15 protein-coding genes are annotated in these 18,821 nt (G+C 60.8%); 14 read left to right on the top strand and 1 reads right to left on the bottom strand.

What is annotated here, in order from left to right; genetic code table 11:
* Window positions 1–44: 44 nt before the first annotated feature.
* The 9 genes from F7R06_RS05865 (at window position 45) to F7R06_RS05825 (ending at window position 9,374) form a co-directional block, all read left to right on the top strand.
* Window positions 45–1,139, top strand: a complete 1,095-nt coding sequence (locus F7R06_RS05865) for an AI-2E family transporter (protein WP_090321574.1) — start codon at window positions 45–47, stop codon at window positions 1,137–1,139.
* Window positions 1,140–1,163: 24 nt separating this feature from the next.
* Window positions 1,164–2,777, top strand: coding sequence for a mechanosensitive ion channel family protein (locus tag F7R06_RS05860; protein ID WP_090321577.1), 1,614 nt, complete (start codon window positions 1,164–1,166; stop codon window positions 2,775–2,777).
* A 200-nt stretch (window positions 2,778–2,977) separates the two neighbouring features.
* A complete protein-coding gene (locus F7R06_RS05855; protein ID WP_090321580.1) occupies window positions 2,978–3,958 on the top strand; it encodes a quinone oxidoreductase family protein in 981 nt (326 codons plus the stop codon).
* Between the two features lie 14 nt (window positions 3,959–3,972).
* Window positions 3,973–4,821 carry a TauD/TfdA dioxygenase family protein gene (locus F7R06_RS05850; protein WP_090321582.1) on the top strand — a complete coding sequence of 283 codons (849 nt, stop codon included), beginning with the start codon at window positions 3,973–3,975 and terminating at the stop codon, window positions 4,819–4,821.
* 100 nt (window positions 4,822–4,921) lie between these two features.
* Window positions 4,922–5,974, top strand: coding sequence for a beta-keto acid cleavage family enzyme (locus F7R06_RS05845; protein ID WP_090321585.1), 1,053 nt, complete (start codon window positions 4,922–4,924; stop codon window positions 5,972–5,974).
* A 91-nt stretch (window positions 5,975–6,065) separates the two neighbouring features.
* On the top strand, window positions 6,066–7,388 hold the full coding sequence (locus F7R06_RS05840) for an MFS transporter (RefSeq protein WP_090321588.1): 1,323 nt from the start codon (window positions 6,066–6,068) through the stop codon (window positions 7,386–7,388).
* Complete coding sequence (locus tag F7R06_RS05835; protein WP_090321591.1) at window positions 7,385–8,047, top strand: DsbA family oxidoreductase; 663 nt, start codon at window positions 7,385–7,387, stop codon at window positions 8,045–8,047. Before F7R06_RS05840 ends, F7R06_RS05835 begins: the two co-directional genes overlap by 4 nt.
* On the top strand, window positions 8,044–8,367 hold the full coding sequence (locus F7R06_RS05830) for a Rieske (2Fe-2S) protein (protein ID WP_090321593.1): 324 nt from the start codon (window positions 8,044–8,046) through the stop codon (window positions 8,365–8,367). Before F7R06_RS05835 ends, F7R06_RS05830 begins: the two co-directional genes overlap by 4 nt.
* On the top strand, window positions 8,364–9,374 hold the full coding sequence (locus F7R06_RS05825; RefSeq protein WP_090321596.1) for a YeiH family protein: 1,011 nt from the start codon (window positions 8,364–8,366) through the stop codon (window positions 9,372–9,374). Before F7R06_RS05830 ends, F7R06_RS05825 begins: the two co-directional genes overlap by 4 nt.
* A 253-nt stretch (window positions 9,375–9,627) precedes the next feature.
* On the opposite strand, the gene F7R06_RS05815 is transcribed toward F7R06_RS05825, so the two are convergent.
* On the bottom strand, window positions 9,628–10,683 hold the full coding sequence (locus tag F7R06_RS05815) for an AraC family transcriptional regulator (RefSeq protein WP_090321599.1): 1,056 nt from the start codon (window positions 10,681–10,683) through the stop codon (window positions 9,628–9,630).
* A gap of 258 nt (window positions 10,684–10,941) precedes the next feature.
* Between F7R06_RS05815 and F7R06_RS05810 the strand changes: the two genes are divergently transcribed.
* From F7R06_RS05810 to F7R06_RS05790, 5 genes are all read left to right on the top strand, one after another.
* On the top strand, window positions 10,942–11,508 hold the full coding sequence (locus F7R06_RS05810; protein ID WP_090321601.1) for an RBBP9/YdeN family alpha/beta hydrolase: 567 nt from the start codon (window positions 10,942–10,944) through the stop codon (window positions 11,506–11,508).
* Between the two features lie 130 nt (window positions 11,509–11,638).
* The gene (locus tag F7R06_RS05805) at window positions 11,639–13,663 is read left to right on the top strand and encodes a DUF1302 domain-containing protein (RefSeq protein ID WP_090321604.1); all 2,025 of its coding nucleotides are present in this window, start codon (window positions 11,639–11,641) and stop codon (window positions 13,661–13,663) included.
* A gap of 40 nt (window positions 13,664–13,703) precedes the next feature.
* Window positions 13,704–15,062, top strand: a complete 1,359-nt coding sequence (locus F7R06_RS05800) for a DUF1329 domain-containing protein (protein WP_090321606.1) — start codon at window positions 13,704–13,706, stop codon at window positions 15,060–15,062.
* Window positions 15,063–15,214: 152 nt separating this feature from the next.
* Window positions 15,215–16,288 (top strand): WD40/YVTN/BNR-like repeat-containing protein, encoded by a 1,074-nt coding sequence (locus F7R06_RS05795; protein ID WP_090321609.1) that lies wholly within the window; start codon window positions 15,215–15,217, stop codon window positions 16,286–16,288.
* Window positions 16,289–16,319: 31 nt separating this feature from the next.
* The gene (locus F7R06_RS05790) at window positions 16,320–18,809 is read left to right on the top strand and encodes an efflux RND transporter permease subunit (protein ID WP_090321612.1); all 2,490 of its coding nucleotides are present in this window, start codon (window positions 16,320–16,322) and stop codon (window positions 18,807–18,809) included.
* Window positions 18,810–18,821 lie beyond the last annotated feature (12 nt).

Raw genomic sequence — 18,821 nt, 5'->3', positions numbered from 1 at the left:
CTAACAGATTCGCCCACTTCACGGCGAACCGCGAGGAGACAGCGATGGTGCCCACACCGCTTACAGTGAAAACCTTGTCCGGCGGCCTGCTTGATGTGTTGATCCGCGCCGGGCTGATTGTCGTGATGGTGCTGTTTTGCTTCGAGATTTTCCGACCGTTTCGCGACTTGATGCTGTGGTCGTTGATCCTGGCGATCACGCTTTACCCGTTGCAAACGCGGCTCAGGGGGTCGCTTGGACAAAAGGACGGATTGATTGCGACCCTGATCGTGCTGGCCGCCATCTTGATCTTGATGGTGCCGGTCTATTTGTTGGGATCCTCCGTGGTCGATTCGATCCAGCACACCATCTACATGGTCAAGACCCAGGGCTTTCAAATTCCCCCGCCGACCGAATCCGTCGCCACCTGGCCTCTGGTGGGTAAACCCATATCGATCCTCTGGTTGCAGGCAGCCAACGATTTGCCAAGCCTGACCGTGAAGTACATTCCGCAAATCAAAGGCGTCAGCCTGGGCCTGCTGAGCAAACTGGCCGGAATCGGCATGGGCTTTCTCATTTTCATCTTCGCCCTGATCATCGCTGGCATCTTCATGGCCTACGGCGAAGCCGGCCGCCGCAGCGCGATCCAGATCGCCTCGCGTTTCAGCGGGCCGGACAGAGGCCCGAGTATCGCGGCGCTATGCACCGCAACGATCCGGGCCGTGGCGCTCGGGGTGGTCGGCATCGCCTTCATCCAGATGTTGCTGGTGGGCCTGGGATTCGTCTTCAAGGGCGTACCCGCCGCCGGGCTGCTGGCAATGGGGGTGTTGTTGCTGGGGATCATGCAATTGCCGGCGACGCTCATCACCATCCCGGTCATCGTTTATGTGTTCGCCACTGAAGGTCCGAGTACCGCGACTATCGTGTTCGCCATCTACGTGTTCGTTGCGGGCCTGGTGGACAACGTACTCAAACCCTTGATGTTGGGGCGCGGAGTCGCCGTGCCAATGCCGGTGATACTGATCGGGGCCCTGGGCGGTATGGTCACCAGCGGCATCCTCGGCTTGTTCATCGGCCCGGTGGCGCTTGCGGTCGGCTATCAATTGTTCTGGCAGTGGGTGGAGGATCGGCCCCAGGACGAAAATCAGCCATTACCCTGAAACCTGTGCGGAAAGGAACCCAGCATGCGCAACAGGTTAGTCACAGCCGTCATCGCCGTTTTCTGTTTGTTGAGCACGGTGCCTCTGCGGGCCGAGGATCCGCCCAAGGCCCCGGATGCACCCGCGGAGCTCAAAGTGGCCAACCGCAGTGTCATTGTGTTCCGTGCGACGGTTCTCGGAGAGCCACCGCAATCGCGGGTCAAGGGCGCCAGCGCGGTGATCCGCGAGGCGCTGGATGAAGCCGACGATCTGACAGTCAGCATTGATCCGATCCAGAACAGTTACCTGGTGTTGTTAGGGGTCAGGCGCGCTTTCATAGTGGCACCCAAAGACGTTGACACCCAGGGTGCCGCTTCAACCCTGGAGACTGCCGAGCAAGCGGCGCAAAACCTGCGTCTGGTGGTCGCTGAGACTCAGGAAGCGCGCAGCCTGAGACTGATTCTCAGGGCGTTGATCGCCGTGACGCTGGCCACCACCCTTTACCTCGCGCTGCTGTGGGTCATGGTTTACCTGCGGCGAAAAATGCTGAATAAGCTCCCGGAGTTGATGGATCGGCACACCAAGGCGTTGAGCGTGGGGCGCGTCCAGCTCATCGATGCCAATTTCCTCTACCTGTTGGTCAGCCGTGTGCTGTGGTTTCTGCGCTGGCTGGTGGTGTTGCTGTTGACCTACGAGTGGCTGGGATTTGTCCTGTCGCGTTTTCCCTACACCCGGCCATGGGGAGAAAGCCTCAATAACTACCTGCTGGAGATCGTGACCTACCTGTTCCAAAGCATCATCAGCGCCATTCCCGGACTGGGCGTGGCCCTGATGATTTTCTTCATCGCCCGAGGCGTCAGCGCCTTCAGCAAGCGAGTGTTGCGACGCCTGGCCAGCCCCGGCATCTTCAACTGGCTGAACCAGGAAACCCTGCAGCCGACCACCCGGCTCATGTCCCTGGCGATCTGGTTGTTTGCGTTGGCCATGGCTTATCCGTATTTGCCGGGGGCGGGCACCGATGCATTCAAGGGCTTGTCGGTGTTGATCGGCCTGATGATTTCCCTGGGCGCCACCAGTGTGATCGGTCAGGCGGCGTCGGGGCTGATTCTGACCTACACACGCACCCTGCGACCGGGGGAGTTCGTGCGTATCGGTGAATACGAAGGCACGGTGACCGAGTTGGGCATGTTCACCACGCGCATCCGTACCGGCCTGGGCGAGCTGCTGACCTTGCCCAACTCGATGATCACCAACTCGGTCACCAAGAACTATTCGCGAACCGTGCAGGGCGACGGTTACGTGGTCGATACGGTGGTGACCATCGGCTACGACACGCCTTGGCGACAGGTTGAAGCCATGCTGCTGGAAGCCGCCAGACGCACCACCGGGATCCTTGCAGTGCCGACGCCCCAGGTGTTTCAGACCGCATTGTCGGACTTCTACCCGGAGTACCGCCTCGTGGCCCAGGCCATCCCCAGCCAGCCGCGTACCCGTGCCGAGTTGCTCAGCATGCTGCACGCCAATATCCAGGATGTGTTCAACGAGTACGGCGTGCAAATCATGTCGCCGCACTACTTTGGCGACCCGGGGGAAGCGAAGTGGGTGCCGAGGGAGAAATGGTATTCGGCCCCTGCGCAGGAGCCGAAACAGTCAAAATGACTGACTGAGCGAAGCAGACGGCAGGGACGCTCGCATCGCCGTAATGGCTGGAGCAATTCTTCAAGGTGGCCGCCGACACCTGTCATGAAATGAAAAGCCGTTGTCGTCTGATGAGAAGCGATGACGGCGCCGGAGACCTACAGTCCAATCAGCGCAATTCGACGCACTCGCCAAAATCGCAGATTGGAGAATAAGAAAAAATGGCCAAAGCCGTTCGCTTTTACGAAACCGGTGGTCCCGATGTTCTTCGTTACGAAGAGGTCGAAGTCGGCGACCCGGGCCCAGGCCAGGTTCGTCTTCGTCACGTGGCGGTCGGCCTGAACTATGCCGACACCTACTTTCGCAATGGCACTTACCCGATCCCGCTGCCCAATGGCATGGGTGTCGAAGCGTCCGGCGTGGTCCAGGCCGTCGGCGAAGGGGTGACCAACGTGCAAGTGGGTGATCGCGTCACCTACACCGGGTTCCTCAACACCTTGGGGGCGTACAGCACCGAGCGCCTGATCCCGGCAGCGCCGCTGATCAAACTCCCGGAAACCATCAGTTTCGAAACTGCCGCAGCGATGACCATGCGCGGCCTGACGTCGTCGTACCTGATGCGCCGCATTTACGATTTCAAGGTCGGTGACAGCATTTTGCTGCACGCTGCAGCGGGCGGGGTCGGCCTGATCGTATCGCAGTGGGCCAAGCTGCTGGGCCTGACCGTGATTGGTACCGTGTCTACCGAGGTCAAGGGTGAAATAGCCCGGGCCCACGGCTGCGACCATGTCATCAACTACAGTCATGAAGACGTCGCCCACCGCGTTCGCGAACTGACGGACGGCGTCGGCGTCAACGTGGTGTTCGACAGCGTCGGCAAGAATACTTTCATGGGCTCGCTGGATTCGCTCAAGCGTCGCGGCCTGATGGTCTGTGTCGGTACGGCGTCCGGTCCGATCCCGGCGTTCGACCCGGTCATGCTGGCGATGAAAGGCTCGCTGTACCTGACCCGCCCGGCCCTGGCCGACTACATCGCCGACCCTGCGGAAAAAGCGGCCCTGGCCGGTGAATTGTTCGACCACGTCGGCAACGGCCGGATCAAAATCGAGATCAACCAGCACTACGCCTTGCAGGATGCCGTTCAGGCCCACCGGGACCTGGAATCGCGCAAGACCACGGGCTCGTCGATTTTCGTCATTTAAGGGAGTTCGCTGCCATGAAAGTCGAACAATTGACCTGCAACATCGGTGCGGAACTGATCGGCGTCAACCTCGCCGACGCGATCCACGACGATGGTCTTTTCGCCGAGATTCGGGCCCAGTTGCTCACCCATCGTGTGGTGTTCCTGCGCGACCAGAACATCAGTCGCGCCGAGCACGTGGCGTTCGCCCGTCGCTTCGGCGAGCTGGAAGATCATCCGGTGGCTGGCAGTGATCCGGATCACCCCGGTCTGGTGCAGATCTATAAGAACCCCGACCAGCCGATGGACCGCTACGAGAACGCCTGGCACACCGACGCCACCTGGCGCGAAGCACCGCCCATGGGGTGCGTGCTGCGCTGCGTGGAGTGCCCGCCGGTCGGCGGTGACACCATGTGGGCGAACATGGTCGAGGCCTACGCCAACCTGCCCGATGACGTGAAGGTGAAGATTGCCGACCTGCGTGCCCGCCACAGCATCGAAGCGAGCTTCGGCGCGGCCATGCCGATCGAAAAACGCCTGGCGCTGAAGGCCATGTATCCGGACGCCGAGCACCCGGTGGTGCGCACCCACCCGGAAACCGGTGAGAAGGTGCTGTTCGTCAATGCCTTCACCACCCACTTCAGCAACTTCCACACCCCCGAGCGGGTGCGTTTCGGCCAGGACGCCAACCCTGGCGCCAGCGAGCTGCTGCGTTACCTGATCAGCCAGGCGTACATCCCCGAGTATCAAGTGCGCTGGCGCTGGAAGCCCAACAGCGTTGCCATCTGGGACAACCGCAGTACCCAGCATTACGCCGTCATGGATTACCCGCCGTGCCATCGCAAGATGGAACGCGCCGGGATCATGGGCGACAAGACTTACTGATCGACCCCTTCTGCATACGCACTCGTAAACACGTCTGCCCGGCACGAATCCGGGTGGGCGGGACAATCATAAGAACTGGCATAAGAACTGGAGAGCAACCATGCAATTCTTCGACGATTCCCTACACCCCGAAAACATGGAAAAGGTCGTCATTACCGTGGCCCCGTACGGCCCGGAATGGATGCCGGAAGACTTCCCCGAAGACATCCCGCTGACCATGGACGAGCAAGTGCAAAAAGCGGTCGAGTGCTACGAAGCCGGTGCCACCGTTCTGCACCTGCACGTACGCGAACTGGATGGCAAGGGTTCCAAGCGCCTGTCCAAGTTCAACGAGCTGATCGCCGGTGTGCGCGAAGCCGTGCCGGACATGATCATCCAGGTCGGCGGCTCGATTTCCTTCGCCCCTGAAAGCGATGGCGAAGCGGCCAAGTGGTTGTCCGACGATACGCGCCACATGCTGGCCGAGCTGACGCCAAAACCGGATCAGGTGACGGTGGCGATCAACACCACCCAAATGAACATCATGGAGCTGCTGTACCCGGAATACCTGGAAGGCACCTCCCTGTCCAATCCGTTGTTCCAGGCGGCCTACAGCGAAATGACGGTGCCAGCCGGTCCAGCCTGGGTGGCCGAGCACCTCAAGCGCCTCACGGAGAACGGCATCCAGCCGCACTTCCAACTGACCGGGATTCATGCCTACGAAACCCTCGAGCGTCTGGTACGCAAGGGCATCTACAAAGGCCCGCTGAACCTGACCTGGATCGGCATCGGTGGCGGTTTCGACGGCCCGAACCCGTTCAACTTCTTCAACTTCATCCACCGTGTTCCGGACGGTTGCACCCTGACCTCCGAGTCGCTGCTCAAGAACGTACTGCCGTTCAACACCATGGCGATGTCCATGGGCATGCACCCGCGTGTGGGCAACGAAGACACTATCATTGATCACAAGGGCGAACGTTTCGGCTCGGTGGCGCAGATCAAGCAAACCGTGCGCATCGCCCATGAACTGGGGCGCGAAATCGCGACCGGTAAAGAGGCCCGCGAGATCTATCGCATCGGTGTGCAATACCAAAGCATCGAAGAAACCCTGTTGGCCAACGGCATGGCCCCCAACCGCAAGGTTGGGCAGAAAGGTGTGCCGCAGCGCGGCTGACCGGCAGTGGTGGCGAGAGGCCGATGGTCTCTCGCTCACTGCATGCAACACGCTTGATAACAACAATAAAACGAAGCTTTGAGGAGGCTGCATGGCCTTTCATCCAATCGCCGCGGACGATGACGACTGCAGTGGTGTCGGCGTTGCGCGCAAATATGCCTGGATCGTCTTTGCACTGACGTTTGGCCTGTTGATTTCCGACTATATGTCGCGTCAGGTACTGAACGCGGTGTTCCCGATGCTCAAGGGCGAGTGGTCCTTGAGCGATGGACAACTGGGCCTGCTCAGTGGCGTTGTCGCTCTGATGGTCGGCCTGCTGACGTTTCCCTTGTCGTTGATGGCGGATCGTTTCGGCCGGGTCAAAAGCCTCGCGCTGATGGCGCTGTTGTGGAGTGTGGCCACGCTGGGCTGTGCCTTGGCCCAGGATTACCCGCAGATGTTCATTGCGCGGTTCATGGTCGGAGTCGGTGAAGCGGCGTACGGCAGTGTCGGCATCGCCGTAGTGATTTCCGTGTTTCCCAAACACATGCGAGCCACCCTGGCCAGCGCTTTCATGGCCGGCGGCATGTTCGGTTCCGTGTTGGGCATGGCGTTGGGCGGAGCCATCGCTGCCAAGCTGGGCTGGCGCTGGTCGTTTGCCGGCATGGCGCTGTTTGGCCTGCTGCTGGCGGTGCTGTATCCGATCATCGTCAAGGAAGCACGCATTGCTCCGCAGCGCGTTGCGACCCTGGCGGCCGCGAAGGTCAAGCAACCGTTGCGCACGTTGTTTTCCAGCCGCTCGGTGATCGCGACCTATGTCGGCAGCGGCTTGCAGCTGTTCGTCGGCGGCACCGTGATCGTGTGGATGCCCAGTTACCTGAATCGCTACTACGAAATGGGCACGGACAAGGCCGGGGGCATGGCGGCGATCATCGTGCTGTGCAGCGGCGCCGGGATGATTCTGTGCGGCATGCTCAGTGATCGCCTGTGCCGGCAATCACCGGAACGCAAGGTGGCCCTGGCCATTGCCTATTGCCTGGGCAGTTGCCTGCTGTTGTCGGCGGCGTTCGCCCTGCCGGCGGGGCCTGTGCAACTGGCGTTGATCTGCCTCGGTATGTTGATTGCCGCCGGCACCACCGGTCCTGCCGGGGCGATGGTCGCCAACCTGACCCACTATTCGGTGCATGGCACGGCGTTCGCCACCTTGACCCTGGCCAACAACATGCTCGGCCTGGCGCCGGGGCCGTTCATCACCGGCAGGGTGTCCGACCTGATCGGCCTGCAGGCGGCCTTTCAATTGGTGCCTCTGGTCAGCCTCGGGGCCGCAGCAGTGTTCTTTTATGCCAAGTGTCATTACCACAGAGATATTGCCCGCCTTCAGGGTCAGCGCGTGCCTGATCCTGTCAATGCAGCCGGGTTAGAGGTGAAGTTGTGAGTCGTCGCTTATCCATTGATGTGTTTTTTGATTTTATCTGCCCCTGGTGCCTGATCGGCAAACGCCAATTGGAGCATGCGCAAGTGCAGTTTCGCAGTCGCAACCCGGATGTGCAGATCACCACGGTCTGGCACGGGGTGCAGTTGCTGCCGCATTTGCCCGTGGAAGGTGAGCCCTTCGCCGATTTCTATCGCAAGCGCTTGGGCAATGCCGATGCCGTGACCATGCGCCAGGCTCAAGTTCGGCAGGCTGCCTCGGCGGTTGGGTTGACCATTGACTTCAGCCGTATCGAGACCATGCCCAACACCGCTGACGCCCATCGTTTGTTCGAGCGTGCCAGCGCACTGGGCAATGTCGCCCAGCGTGAAATGTTGCTCGAACGACTGTTCGCCGGGTATTTCCGCAAAGGCGAAAACCTGGGTTGCCGTGACACGTTGCTCGCCATTGCCAGCTCCTGCGGCGTCGATCCGGACAGCCTGCTCGATTGCCTGAAAGGCGATGCGACGCCCTTCGCCGAATCCCCCGATGCGACCAGTGGCGTACCGAGCTTTCAGTTCGACCGCCGTTTGACAGTGATTGGTGCACAACCTGCGCAGGCGTTGCTCGGGGCCATGAGTGAAGCGCTCAGGGAAAGTGATCGCGAGCGGCAATCGGCATGACCAGGCGTATCCCCGTACCTGCCGGCAAACACCCACAGGCCGGTGGCCGTGCACTGTTCGAGTTCGACGACAAAAGCCTGGCGCTGTTCAACGTTGACGGGCAGTTGTTCGCCATCGACGACAGCTGCCCGCACCAGGGCGCGTCGCTTTGTGGCGGGCGCCTGGAGGGTCGAGTGATCCAGTGCTGCGCCCACGGCCTGCGCTTCGACCTGCTCAGCGGCTACTTGCTCAATTCCACCCAGGTCAAGGTCACTAACTACCCGGTCGAGATCATCGACGGCCAGGCGTTCATCATCATTTCCGAGGAGTCCGTGCCATGAGCGCCATTGCTCTTACCCGTATCCATAGCCGCACCCGCGAATTGGCACCGGGGTTCATTGTCAGTCTGATCGTGGCAGCGGCCGCGTCGTTTTTATCCGAGCACTACGGTGCGCCGGTGATGCTGTTCGCCTTGTTGCTGGGCATGGCGCTGAACTTCCTGTCGGGCGACGGTGCCTGCAAGGCCGGCATTGAATTCACGGCGCGTAGCGTATTGCGCATTGGCGTGGCACTGCTGGGTATGCGCATCACCCTGGAACAGATGGCCGCGCTGGGCTGGAAACCGGTGGCCCTGGTGGTGATTCTGGTGGTCGTGACCATTAGCGTCTCGGTGGTCGCGGCCAAGGCCATGGGGTTCCAGCGCCTGTTCGGCATGCTCACCGGCGGGGCCACGGCGATCTGTGGCGCATCGGCGGCGCTGGCCCTGGCGGCGGCGTTGCCCAACCATCCGCAGAAAGAACGCGCCACCTTGTTCACCGTGATCGGGGTGTCGGCGCTGTCGACCCTGGCGATGATCGTCTATCCGATGATTGCCAAGTGGCTGGCCTTGTCGCCACAGGTGGCCGGCGTGTTCCTGGGGGCCACCATCCATGACGTGGCCCAAGTCGTCGGCGCCGGCTACAGCATGTCGACCGAGACCGGCGATACGGCCACAGTGGTCAAGCTGATGCGTGTCGCCATGCTGCTGCCGGTGATCGTCAGCGCCGCCATGATTACCCGCATGCAAGGCGCCGATCCCACCGGCAAACGGCCGCCGCTGCTGCCGTGGTTCGCCGTTGGCTTCCTGATACTGGCCTGCATCAACAGCACCGGCTGGGTGGTCCCGGCGGTGCAGGGTGCGGTCAATGAGCTGTCTCGCTGGTGCCTGGTGGTTTCCATCAGCGCCCTGGGCATGAAAACCCAACTCAAGGAACTGGCCGCCGTCGGTATCAAGCCGATTCTCCTGATGGTGGGAGAGACCGTGTTCCTGGTGGTTCTTGTGCTGCTGTTGCTGCACTGGGGAGCGTAACCCCGGCGCACGCAACAGCTTTCAGCAAGTGGCGTCGCACTGTGTTCACTCCAACGCGGTGCAGCGCTCGACCGGCGTCAAAAGCGCCGGTTTTTTTGCGGCGACTGTACCAGCAGTCGCCGTTTTTTTTGTTTGGAGGCTGCTGCGGAATCCGCAGGCACCGGCTTGCTGGCGAAAGGGCCTTTGAGGGCTGTGTTGAGTTCCAGGCTGCTTTCGCTGGTAAGCCGGCGCCTGCAGTTTGATCTCCAGAGGTTCAGGTTTTTTTCGGGGCGAGGAGGGGTGTCGTCTCCGTCGGCGCTTTGGCGCTGCCGGGCTTGTGAGTTGCACGCCAGGCCGCTGGCGGCATGTCGAACTGGGTGATGAACCAGCGCGTGAACGAGCTCGCCATGGAATAGCCCAGCATGTCGGCAATTCGGCTCAGCGAGTAATTGGGGTTTTCCAGGTAGCGCAACACCAGGTCGCGACGCACGTCGTTGATCAGGTCGTTGAACGCACAGCCATCATCCTTGAGGCGACGTTGCAGGGTCCGTACGTTCATGCCCTGGGTCTGGGCAATTTGCTCGATCGTGGCGCGCCCCATCGGCAGCAGCAGGTAAATGGCCTTGCGCACTTCAAACAGCATCGACGGTCCTTCGTGGCTCTGTAGCGAATCCAGGTAGCTTTGGGCGTAACGCGCCATGGCCGGGTCGGCATGGGGGTTGGTCATGTCGAGGCTGGCGTCGGGGCAGACAATGCCGTTGAATTCGCTGCCGAACTCCAGGTTGCAACCGAACAGGCGGCGATGCAGATGCAGGTTATCCGGAGCCTGGTGGGTGAAGTTGACGCTGTACGGATGCCAATGCGTCCCCAGCAGGGCCGCGCACAGACGGAACATCACGCCAATGGCCAGCTCATTGGCTTGCCGGCAGGACATCGGTGACTCGGTGACCACCTCTTCACGAATGATCACCATCTTGCCGGCCTCCTCGACGAAGATGGCCAGCGAATCGTTCATCAGGTGACGGTAATGCACCAGCACCTGCAGCGCATCACGCAGCGTGCGCTGATGCGTGAGCAGCAGGCTGACCACGCCAAAGTCCGAGAGTTGACGCGACTCGGCCATGCTCAGGCCGAAGGTCTGGCAACCGGTGGCGGCCGCCGAAAGCTCCAGCAGGCGCACCGCTGAATCAATCGGAATGCGTTGCTCGGGGGCCAGCAGACGGGCCTTGCTCAGGCCGACCTGCGCCAGCACATCGTGAGGATTGAACCCCAGGTAATGGGCCACATCCAGGTAGTTGGTCAAGACAGCGGCGCGAACGAGCTTGGTCATGAAGAGGTCTTCCCTGGAGCGTCTCGATGGAATTGAGCGGGTCGGACTATATCCAGCACATCATGAAATGAAAAGATTTTGAAGCCGCGTTTTTTGGCTTGTGCACGACCATCAACCAGGCACCAATGCGGTGTCATCAAAAGAAAAGTCGGTGTCGTCAAATGAAAAGCATAGCGGGTGGGGGCTCTTTAATGTCGGTACTACAAAAAGATGCTGGCGATACAGCCAGGCGAGCTACCGAGAAGGTGAGGTGTTCAAGTGAACAAACTGCAAACCGCCGCTACCGTTCTGATTGTACCGGGTCTGCGCGACCACGTTGCCGAGCATTGGCAAACGCTGCTTGAAGCCCGGTTGAACAACGTACGCAGCGTTCCGCCACTTGAAACCGACAAACTGGATTGCGCCGCCCGCGTCCGGGCGATCCAGCACCAACTGGAGCAAATCGACGGACCGGTGATTCTCGTCGCCCACAGCGCGGGCGTGCTGATGGTTGCCCACTGGGCCGCCCGACACAGCGGCTCGATCAAGGGCGCGCTGCTGGCCGCGCCGCCGGACCTCAATGCCACCTGGCCAACAAACTACCCATCCCCTGAAACCCTCAAAGCCAACGGCTGGGACCCTCTGCCTGCCGGTGCGCTGCCGTTTCGCAGCATCGTGGCGGGCAGCACCAACGATCACCTGGCCAGTCTGGATGCCGTCACCCGCATGGCCCGCAACTGGGGCAGCGAACTGCTCAACCTCGGCGAAGTCGGCCATCTCAATCCCGCTTCGGGCTTTGGCCACTGGCCGCAAGCCGAAGCCCTCATCCTGGAACTGGATCGCTAGTCAGGCACCTGGCCGGACGTGTTGTGTCCGGCACCTGCTCTAACCTGTGAGAAAAACGCAGACCCTTCACCAGGGCCTGTGCAAGGAAAGCTGCGCTTAAAAACAAGTACAACATGGCGGAGACAATGTAATGCATAACAATAAGAGTCACAGCCACACACTCCCTTCACGTCGCAGTCTCTTGGCCCTGGCCATTCTGGCTGCTTCGATGCCGGTGGCCCAAGCGGTCGAAATCGATACCGGCAACCCTGACTGGTCGGTGCGCTTTGACAACACCGTGAAGTACAACTACGGCGTGCGGACCGAAAACGCCGACAAGCGCATGCTCGGGACGCCGAACAACAACGACGGCGACTACAACTTTCGCAAGGGCGGCACCAACATCACCAACCGCCTTGACGTGTTGAGCGAGCTGGATGTGGTCAATCAGGGCAAGCAGGGGTTTCGTGTCAGTGCCGCGAGTTGGTACGACCAGGCCTATGATGACATTGGCTCCAGTTCCAATCCCTTCGTCAATGGCAATGGCTCGACCTCCGGGCTGGTTAACAATGACACGCGCCCTGTGATCGGTAGTCGCGTCAACCCCGGCGTCGGCAACGGCAGTCCGCACCTGAGCAACTATGCCCAGCGCTACTACAGTGGTCCGTCCGGGGAAATCCTCGACGCCTTTGTGTTCTGGAACCATGAAGTAGGCGATGAGTCGCAGATCAGCCTCAAGGCCGGTCAGCACAACGTGTTCTGGGGTGAGACCATCCTGAACCCGGTGCATTCGATCAGCTACGGTCAGTCGGGCCTGGACCTTGCCAAGCTGGCGGCTTCGCCGGGTACCGAGGCCAAGGAACTGTTCGTTCCGCGTAATCAACTCTCGATGACCTTCACCGTCAATCCCGAGCTGACCTTGGGCGCTCAGTACTTCATGCATTGGGATGCCGCCCGCCTGCCCGAGGCGGGTACCTACTATGGCGGCTCCGATCTGGTGGGTACCGGTGCGCAGTCCTTTCTGCTGGGCAACACCAATGCCCCCTCGGGTACCCCTTTGCTGGGATGTGGACTGGCGCCTTGCAATGGTCTGACCAACGTGCGTCGCGGTCACGACCTGACGCCGGATAACAGCGGGGACTGGGGCGTCATGGCCAAATGGTCGCCGGCCTGGCTGGACGGGACACTGGGCGTCTACTACCGCCAGACCTCGGATATTTTGCCGCAGGCGTGGATCAACGCCACCGGTATCACTTCGGCTAACCCCAATGGGACTGTGCCCAATTTCAAGACCGCAGCGGGGCAGGTGCAGGGCGTTGCCAATACGCTTAACTCGCTGAGCACCGCCACCTATCAAATGGCCTATGCCGATAATATTCATATTTTCGGTTTGAGCCTGTCGAAGGACGTGGGCGGCGTGAGTGTTGGCTCGGACCTGAACATCCGCGAAAACATGCCACTGGCCAGCATCCCGGCAATCGTCGTCAATAGCAACGCGTACGGTCTGGGTCAGGGGCTAGGCCTGTTGCCCGCGCGTACAGCGGACACCGGTGTTGTCAATGAAATCCCCAGCAATGGCAACTTGAGCGCCACCGGTGAGACGTTGCACTGGACACTCAACGGCCTGATGACCCTTCCCAAAACGCCAGTGTTCGATCAGGCAACCCTGCTCACCGAACTCTATTACAGCAACCTGCTTCACCTCGATAGCCAGAATGCCGCGCTCTACAAGGGTAATGGCAGCTACCAGGGCATCGACAAGCCGACTCGCGACAACTGGGGTATTGCGGTCAACTTCACGCCGACCTGGTACCAGGTATTCCCTGGTGTCGATCTGAACATGCCGATATCGGTCAATGCGGGGCTTGCTGGCGTGTCACCGGTCAGCGGCGGCGGTGCGAAAGACACTGGCAACTATGCCGTCGGCGTCGGCGCGATTGTTTACAACAAATACTTTGTCGATCTGAAGTATGTGGACTCCTTCGGCCAGACCGACAAGTGCAACGTCAGCGGCGTGAGCACAGGTTCAAAAGGTGGCGACGGCTCCACGCCGAACGCCTTCAGCGGTAACGAAAACTACGCGTGTTATGGCGGTGGCTACTCGTCGTTCTCGGGTGCCGGCGCAACCACTGCGGATCGCGGCGCTGTTTACCTGACACTGAAAACCACTTTCTGATTCACGAATGGCTTACCCCGGTAAGCAGGAGAATAACAAGATGAAATTCGTGCACACGTTGCTGGCCGCATCCTTGGCCATGGCTTTCGCCGCTCATGCGCAGGCCGCTGTATCGGCTCAGGAGGCCGCCAGACTCGGCACCAGCCTGACCCAGGTCGGGGCCGAAAAGGCCGCTAATGCCGACGGTTCCATTCCGGCGTATACCGGTGGCTTGACCACCCCTCCGGCCAACTTCAAACCCGGCGACAGCATGCGTCCGGACCCCTTTGCCAGTGAAAAACCGCTGCAGGTGATCGATGGCAAGAACGTCGATCAATACAAGGGGTTGCTGACGGCCACCACCGCGGAGCTGGCCAAGCGTTTTCCGACCTATCACATCAATGTGTACCCGACCCACCGCACTGCAGCACTGCCTCAGGCGGTGTTGGATAATGGCCTGAAAAACGCCAGCGGTGCCAAGTCGCTCGAGGGCGGGTTGGCCATCGATAACGTCCTGCCCGGCGTGCCTTTCCCGATCCCGCAATCGGGTGCCGAGGCGATGTGGAACTTCCTGCTGCGCTATCAGGGCGTCAGCATCAACTCCAAGTATGACTCCTGGAACGTCGATTCGGCGGGCGTACCGAGCCTGGCGATCACTGGCGAAGCGTTCATCGCTTATCCGATTTACGAAAACCTGACGAAGCCCATCAGCAGCAGCGACATCTACTATCAGATGAAGCTGTATTACACCGGTCCTGCGCGCCGGGCGGGCGAGTCGGTCATGCTCAAGGACGCCGCCAACCCGCTGCAGCAGCCGCGCCGCGCCTGGCAGTACCTGCCAGGTCAACGTCGGGTAAAACTGGCACCGGACCTGGCTTACGACACGCCTAACCCGGGTACTGCCGGCGCCGGTACCTATGACGATGTCTTCGTGTTCAACGGTGCGCTGGATCGCTACGACTGGAAGCTGGTGGGCAAGCAAGAAATGATCGTGCCGTACAACACCTACAAGCTGACCTATGCCCAGGATCCGAAGTCGCTGACCACCCCCAACCACCTGGCACCCGACTTCGTGCGCTGGGAAAAACACCGCGTCTGGGTCGTGGAGGGCAACCTCAAGGCTGGCGCACGGCACGTTTACCAGAAGCGCCGTTTCTACCTGGATGAAGACACTTGGACCGCTCTGGCCTCCGACGAATACGACGCGCGTGGTCAACTGTACCGTGGCTCATTCGCTTTCCTCAGCCAGAGCTATGACAAGCAAGTCCCGGACGCTACACCCTTCATGATTTACGATCTGGTCGGCGGCTCCTACAACATCAATGGTGTGGTAGGCCCGTACGGTGGCATCAAGTACGTTGACCCGCTCTCGAAGGTGCAGTGGTCGCCGGAGTCCCTGGCGGGCGCCGGTATTCGCTAAGCACAAAGTGACACAGAGCCTGTTTGGTCCACTGCCTCCCCGGCAGTGTGACCGGACAACTCTCGGCGCCGAGTCGAGAGTCCAGGGGTGCCTGATTTCAACGCTGGGTTGCACGTTCGTGCCCCAGCGCAGTTCCCTCATGAGGACGCCGTATGTATTCGTACAAAAAGTGCGTGTCGTTGGTGCTGGGCGCCACGCTGGCACTGTTGCAGGGACTTGCCCAAGCGGCCGGCTATGTTGACGTGCTGGACCTGCCAGCCAAGGCCAGTGCCCTGGCGGTGCGCAGCCCTCTGCTGGACGTGGCCCGCGCGGGAGAGCGACTGGTTGCTGTCGGCCAGCGTGGTCACATTCTTTATTCCGATGATGCTGGCAAGCGCTGGCAGCAAGCTGCTGTACCGGTCAGTTCCGACCTGACAGCCGTGAGTTTTCCTACAGCAACACAAGGCTGGGCGGTCGGCAACGATGGTGTGGTACTGCACAGCGGCGATGCCGGCGCGACGTGGAGCAAGCAGCTCGATGGTCGTCAAATCGGTGCCTTGCTGGTCAAACACTACGGTGACTTGGCCACTGCCGATTCAGGCAACGAACAATGGGCGCAGCTCGTCAGCGAAGGCCAGCGTCTGGTCGAGGAGGGCGCCGACAAACCGCTGCTGGGCGTCTGGTTCGCCAACGCCAGACTCGGTTATGTCGTCGGTGTGTTCAACCTGATCTTGCGTACAGAAGACGGCGGTCAGCACTGGACGCCCTTCGAAGACCGCACAGAAAACCCGCAAGGCTTGCACCTCGAAGCCATTGCCTCCACCGGTGACGCGCTCTACATCGCAGGAGAACAGGGCCTGCTGCTCAAGTGGGATGAGTCCAGCCAGCATTTCATGGCCGTGCAAACGCCTTATCAGGGCAGCTTTTTCGGCGTTATCGGTAAGCCAGGTGAAGTGCTGGCTTACGGCCTGCGCGGACATGTGTTTCGCAGCGTCGATGCCGGCAAGAGCTGGAGTGAGTTGAACGCCGGGCTGCCAGTCAATATCACCGCCGCCACGCTGGACGCGAAAGGCAATTACCGGTTGTTCACTCAGGCCGGTCACATGTTGGTGGAACAGGAAGGCCGTACGCAGTTGCAACTGGTACCGCAGCAAGGTCAATCCCCCGTGGCAGGTGCCACGCTGGCCGCCGATGGCTCGCTGGTGTTGGTGGGTAGTCGTGGTGTGCGTGCACTTCGCGTCGAATAAGAACTGGATCAATTAGAGCGAGTACCCTGACATGGGCAACATCAAGCAAGACACCATGCCGGTGATCCGCGATTTGCGTGACTTCGATCAGCGCTCCGGCAACCGGCTGGAACGCTGGGTGTTCAATCACCGTCCGCTGTTCATGCTGTTCATGGTGATCGTCACCCTGCTGCTGGGTTACATGGCGCTGACTCGTCTGGAGCTGCGCCCCAGCTTCGAAAAAATGATTCCGCAGAGCCAGCCCTACATTCAGAACTTCCTCGAGAACCGCAAATCGTTGCGCGGCCTGGGCAGCTCGGTGCGGGTGGTGGTGGAAAACACCCAGGGCGATATTTTCGACCCTGAATATCTGGCCGTGCTCAAGCAGGTCAACGACGACCTGTTCCTCACCGAAGGCGTCGATCGCGCCTGGATGAAGTCGCTGTGGAGCCCGTCGGTACGCTGGACTGAAGTCACCGAGCAGGGTTTTCAGGGTGGCCCGGTAATGCCCGATGACTACAAGGGCTCGCCGTCGGACATTGAGAAGCTGCGTCAGAATATCAACCGTGCGGGTCTCGTCGGGAGTCTGGTGGCCAGCGACTTCAAATCGAGCATGCTGGTGGTGCCATTACTGGACGTTGCCTCGGCCACCGGCCATGGCATCAACTACTACCAATTCGCCCAGACCCTAGAGCAGCAACTGCGCGACAAGGTTGAGTTCGCCGGTGACAGCGCCGCACGCAAGGCCGGAAAAGAAGGCACCGGCAAGTACAAGGTGCATGTGATCGGTTTCGCCAAGTTGATCGGTGATCTGATCGACGGCCTGATCCAGGTGATGATGTTCTTCGGCCTGGCCGTGATCACCTCGTTCGTCATCATTTATCTGTACACCCGTTGCATCCGCAGCACGCTGCTGGTGATCTTCTGTTCGCTGACCGCAGTGGTCTGGCAACTGGGCATCGTCGCCTGGCTGGGCTATGCCATCGATCCGTACTCGGTGCTGGTGCCGTTCCTGATTTTCGCCATCGGTGTCTCCCACGCGGCGCAGAAGATGAACGGCATCATGCAGGACATCGCCCGTGGCACCCATAAGCTGGTCGCGGCGCGCTACACCTTCCGCCGTTTGTTCATTGCCGGGGTCACCGCGTTGCTGGCCGACGCGGTGGGTTTCGCGGTGCTGATGCTGATCGACATTCCGGTGATTCAGGACCTGGCCATTACCGCCAGTATCGGGGTGGCGGTGTTGATCTTCACCTCGCTGCTACTGATGCCGGTGGCGCTGTCCTACATCGGTGTCGGGCGCAAGGCCGCGGAGCGAGCGCTGAAGATCGATACCCGTGCCGACGAGAGCCGCGGCTTCGGCAAGCTGTGGGATTTTCTCGACCGCTTCACCACGCGCAAGTGGGCCACGGGCATCGTGCTCGGCGCCGTGGCGCTGGGCATCGCCGGCTTCATGGTCAGTCAGCACCTGCAGATCGGCGACCTCGACAGCGGCGCCCCGGAGCTGCGCGCCGACTCGCGCTATAACCGCGATAACGCCTACATCACCAGCCACTATGCGCTGTCCAGCGATCTGTTCGCGGTGATGATCAAGACCCCGCCTGAAGGTTGCCTGAATTATCAGACGCTGATTCTGGCCGACCGCCTGGCCTGGGAGTTGCAGCAATACCCGGGCGTGCAAGCGACGTCTTCGCTGGTCAATGCGGTCCGGCAGATCACCGCCGGTTCGTTCGAGGGCAACCCCAAGCTCAACAGCATCCAGCGCAACCAGAACGTGCTGAACTACGCGGCGCAGCAGGCCTCGGTCAATGCTCCGGAACTGTTCAACACCGATTGCTCGGTGATGCCGGTGATCGCTTTCCTCAAGGACCACAAGGCCCAAACGCTGGACGCGGTGGTCGCGATCGCCGACAAGTTCGCCCGCGAAAACAGCACCCCGGACCGCCAGTTCCTGCTGGCCGCCGGCACCGCCGGTATCGAAGCAGCGACCAATATCGTCGTGCGTGAGGCCAATCACACGATGCTGCTGTACGTGTACGCAGCAGTGACGCTGTTCTGCCTGATCACCTTCCGTAGCTGGCGTGCCACGCTGGTGGCGCTGCTGCCGCTGGTACTGACCTCGATTCTCTGTGAGGCGCTGATGGTCATCATGGGGATTGGCGTCAAGGTCGCGACGCTGCCGGTGATCGCGCTGGGGGTCGGGATCGGTGTCGACTACGCGCTGTATCTGCTCAGCGTGCAGTTGCATTACCAGCGCCAGGGCATGCCGTTGGCACAGGCCTACCGTAACGCCGTGTCCTTCACCGGCCGGGTGGTGGGACTGGTCGGTATCACCCTGGCGGCGGGGGTGGTGTGCTGGGCCTGGTCGCCGATCAAGTTCCAGGCCGACATGGGCATCCTGCTGACCTTCATGTTCATCTGGAACATGCTCGGTGCGTTGATCCTGATCCCGGCACTGTCCAGTTTCCTGCTGCGCAACATCGCCCCCGTACCCGCAAGCACCAAGGAGCGAGCGGCGGAGCTCGTTGACGCAAACCATTAACCTTTTTGCACT

Source organism: Pseudomonas moorei (assembly GCF_008801475.1).
Taxonomy (GTDB): Bacteria; Pseudomonadota; Gammaproteobacteria; order Pseudomonadales; family Pseudomonadaceae; genus Aquipseudomonas; species Aquipseudomonas moorei.
Note: the sequence above shows the minus strand (reverse complement) of the source record. Positions and strands in the feature narration are given on the sequence as shown.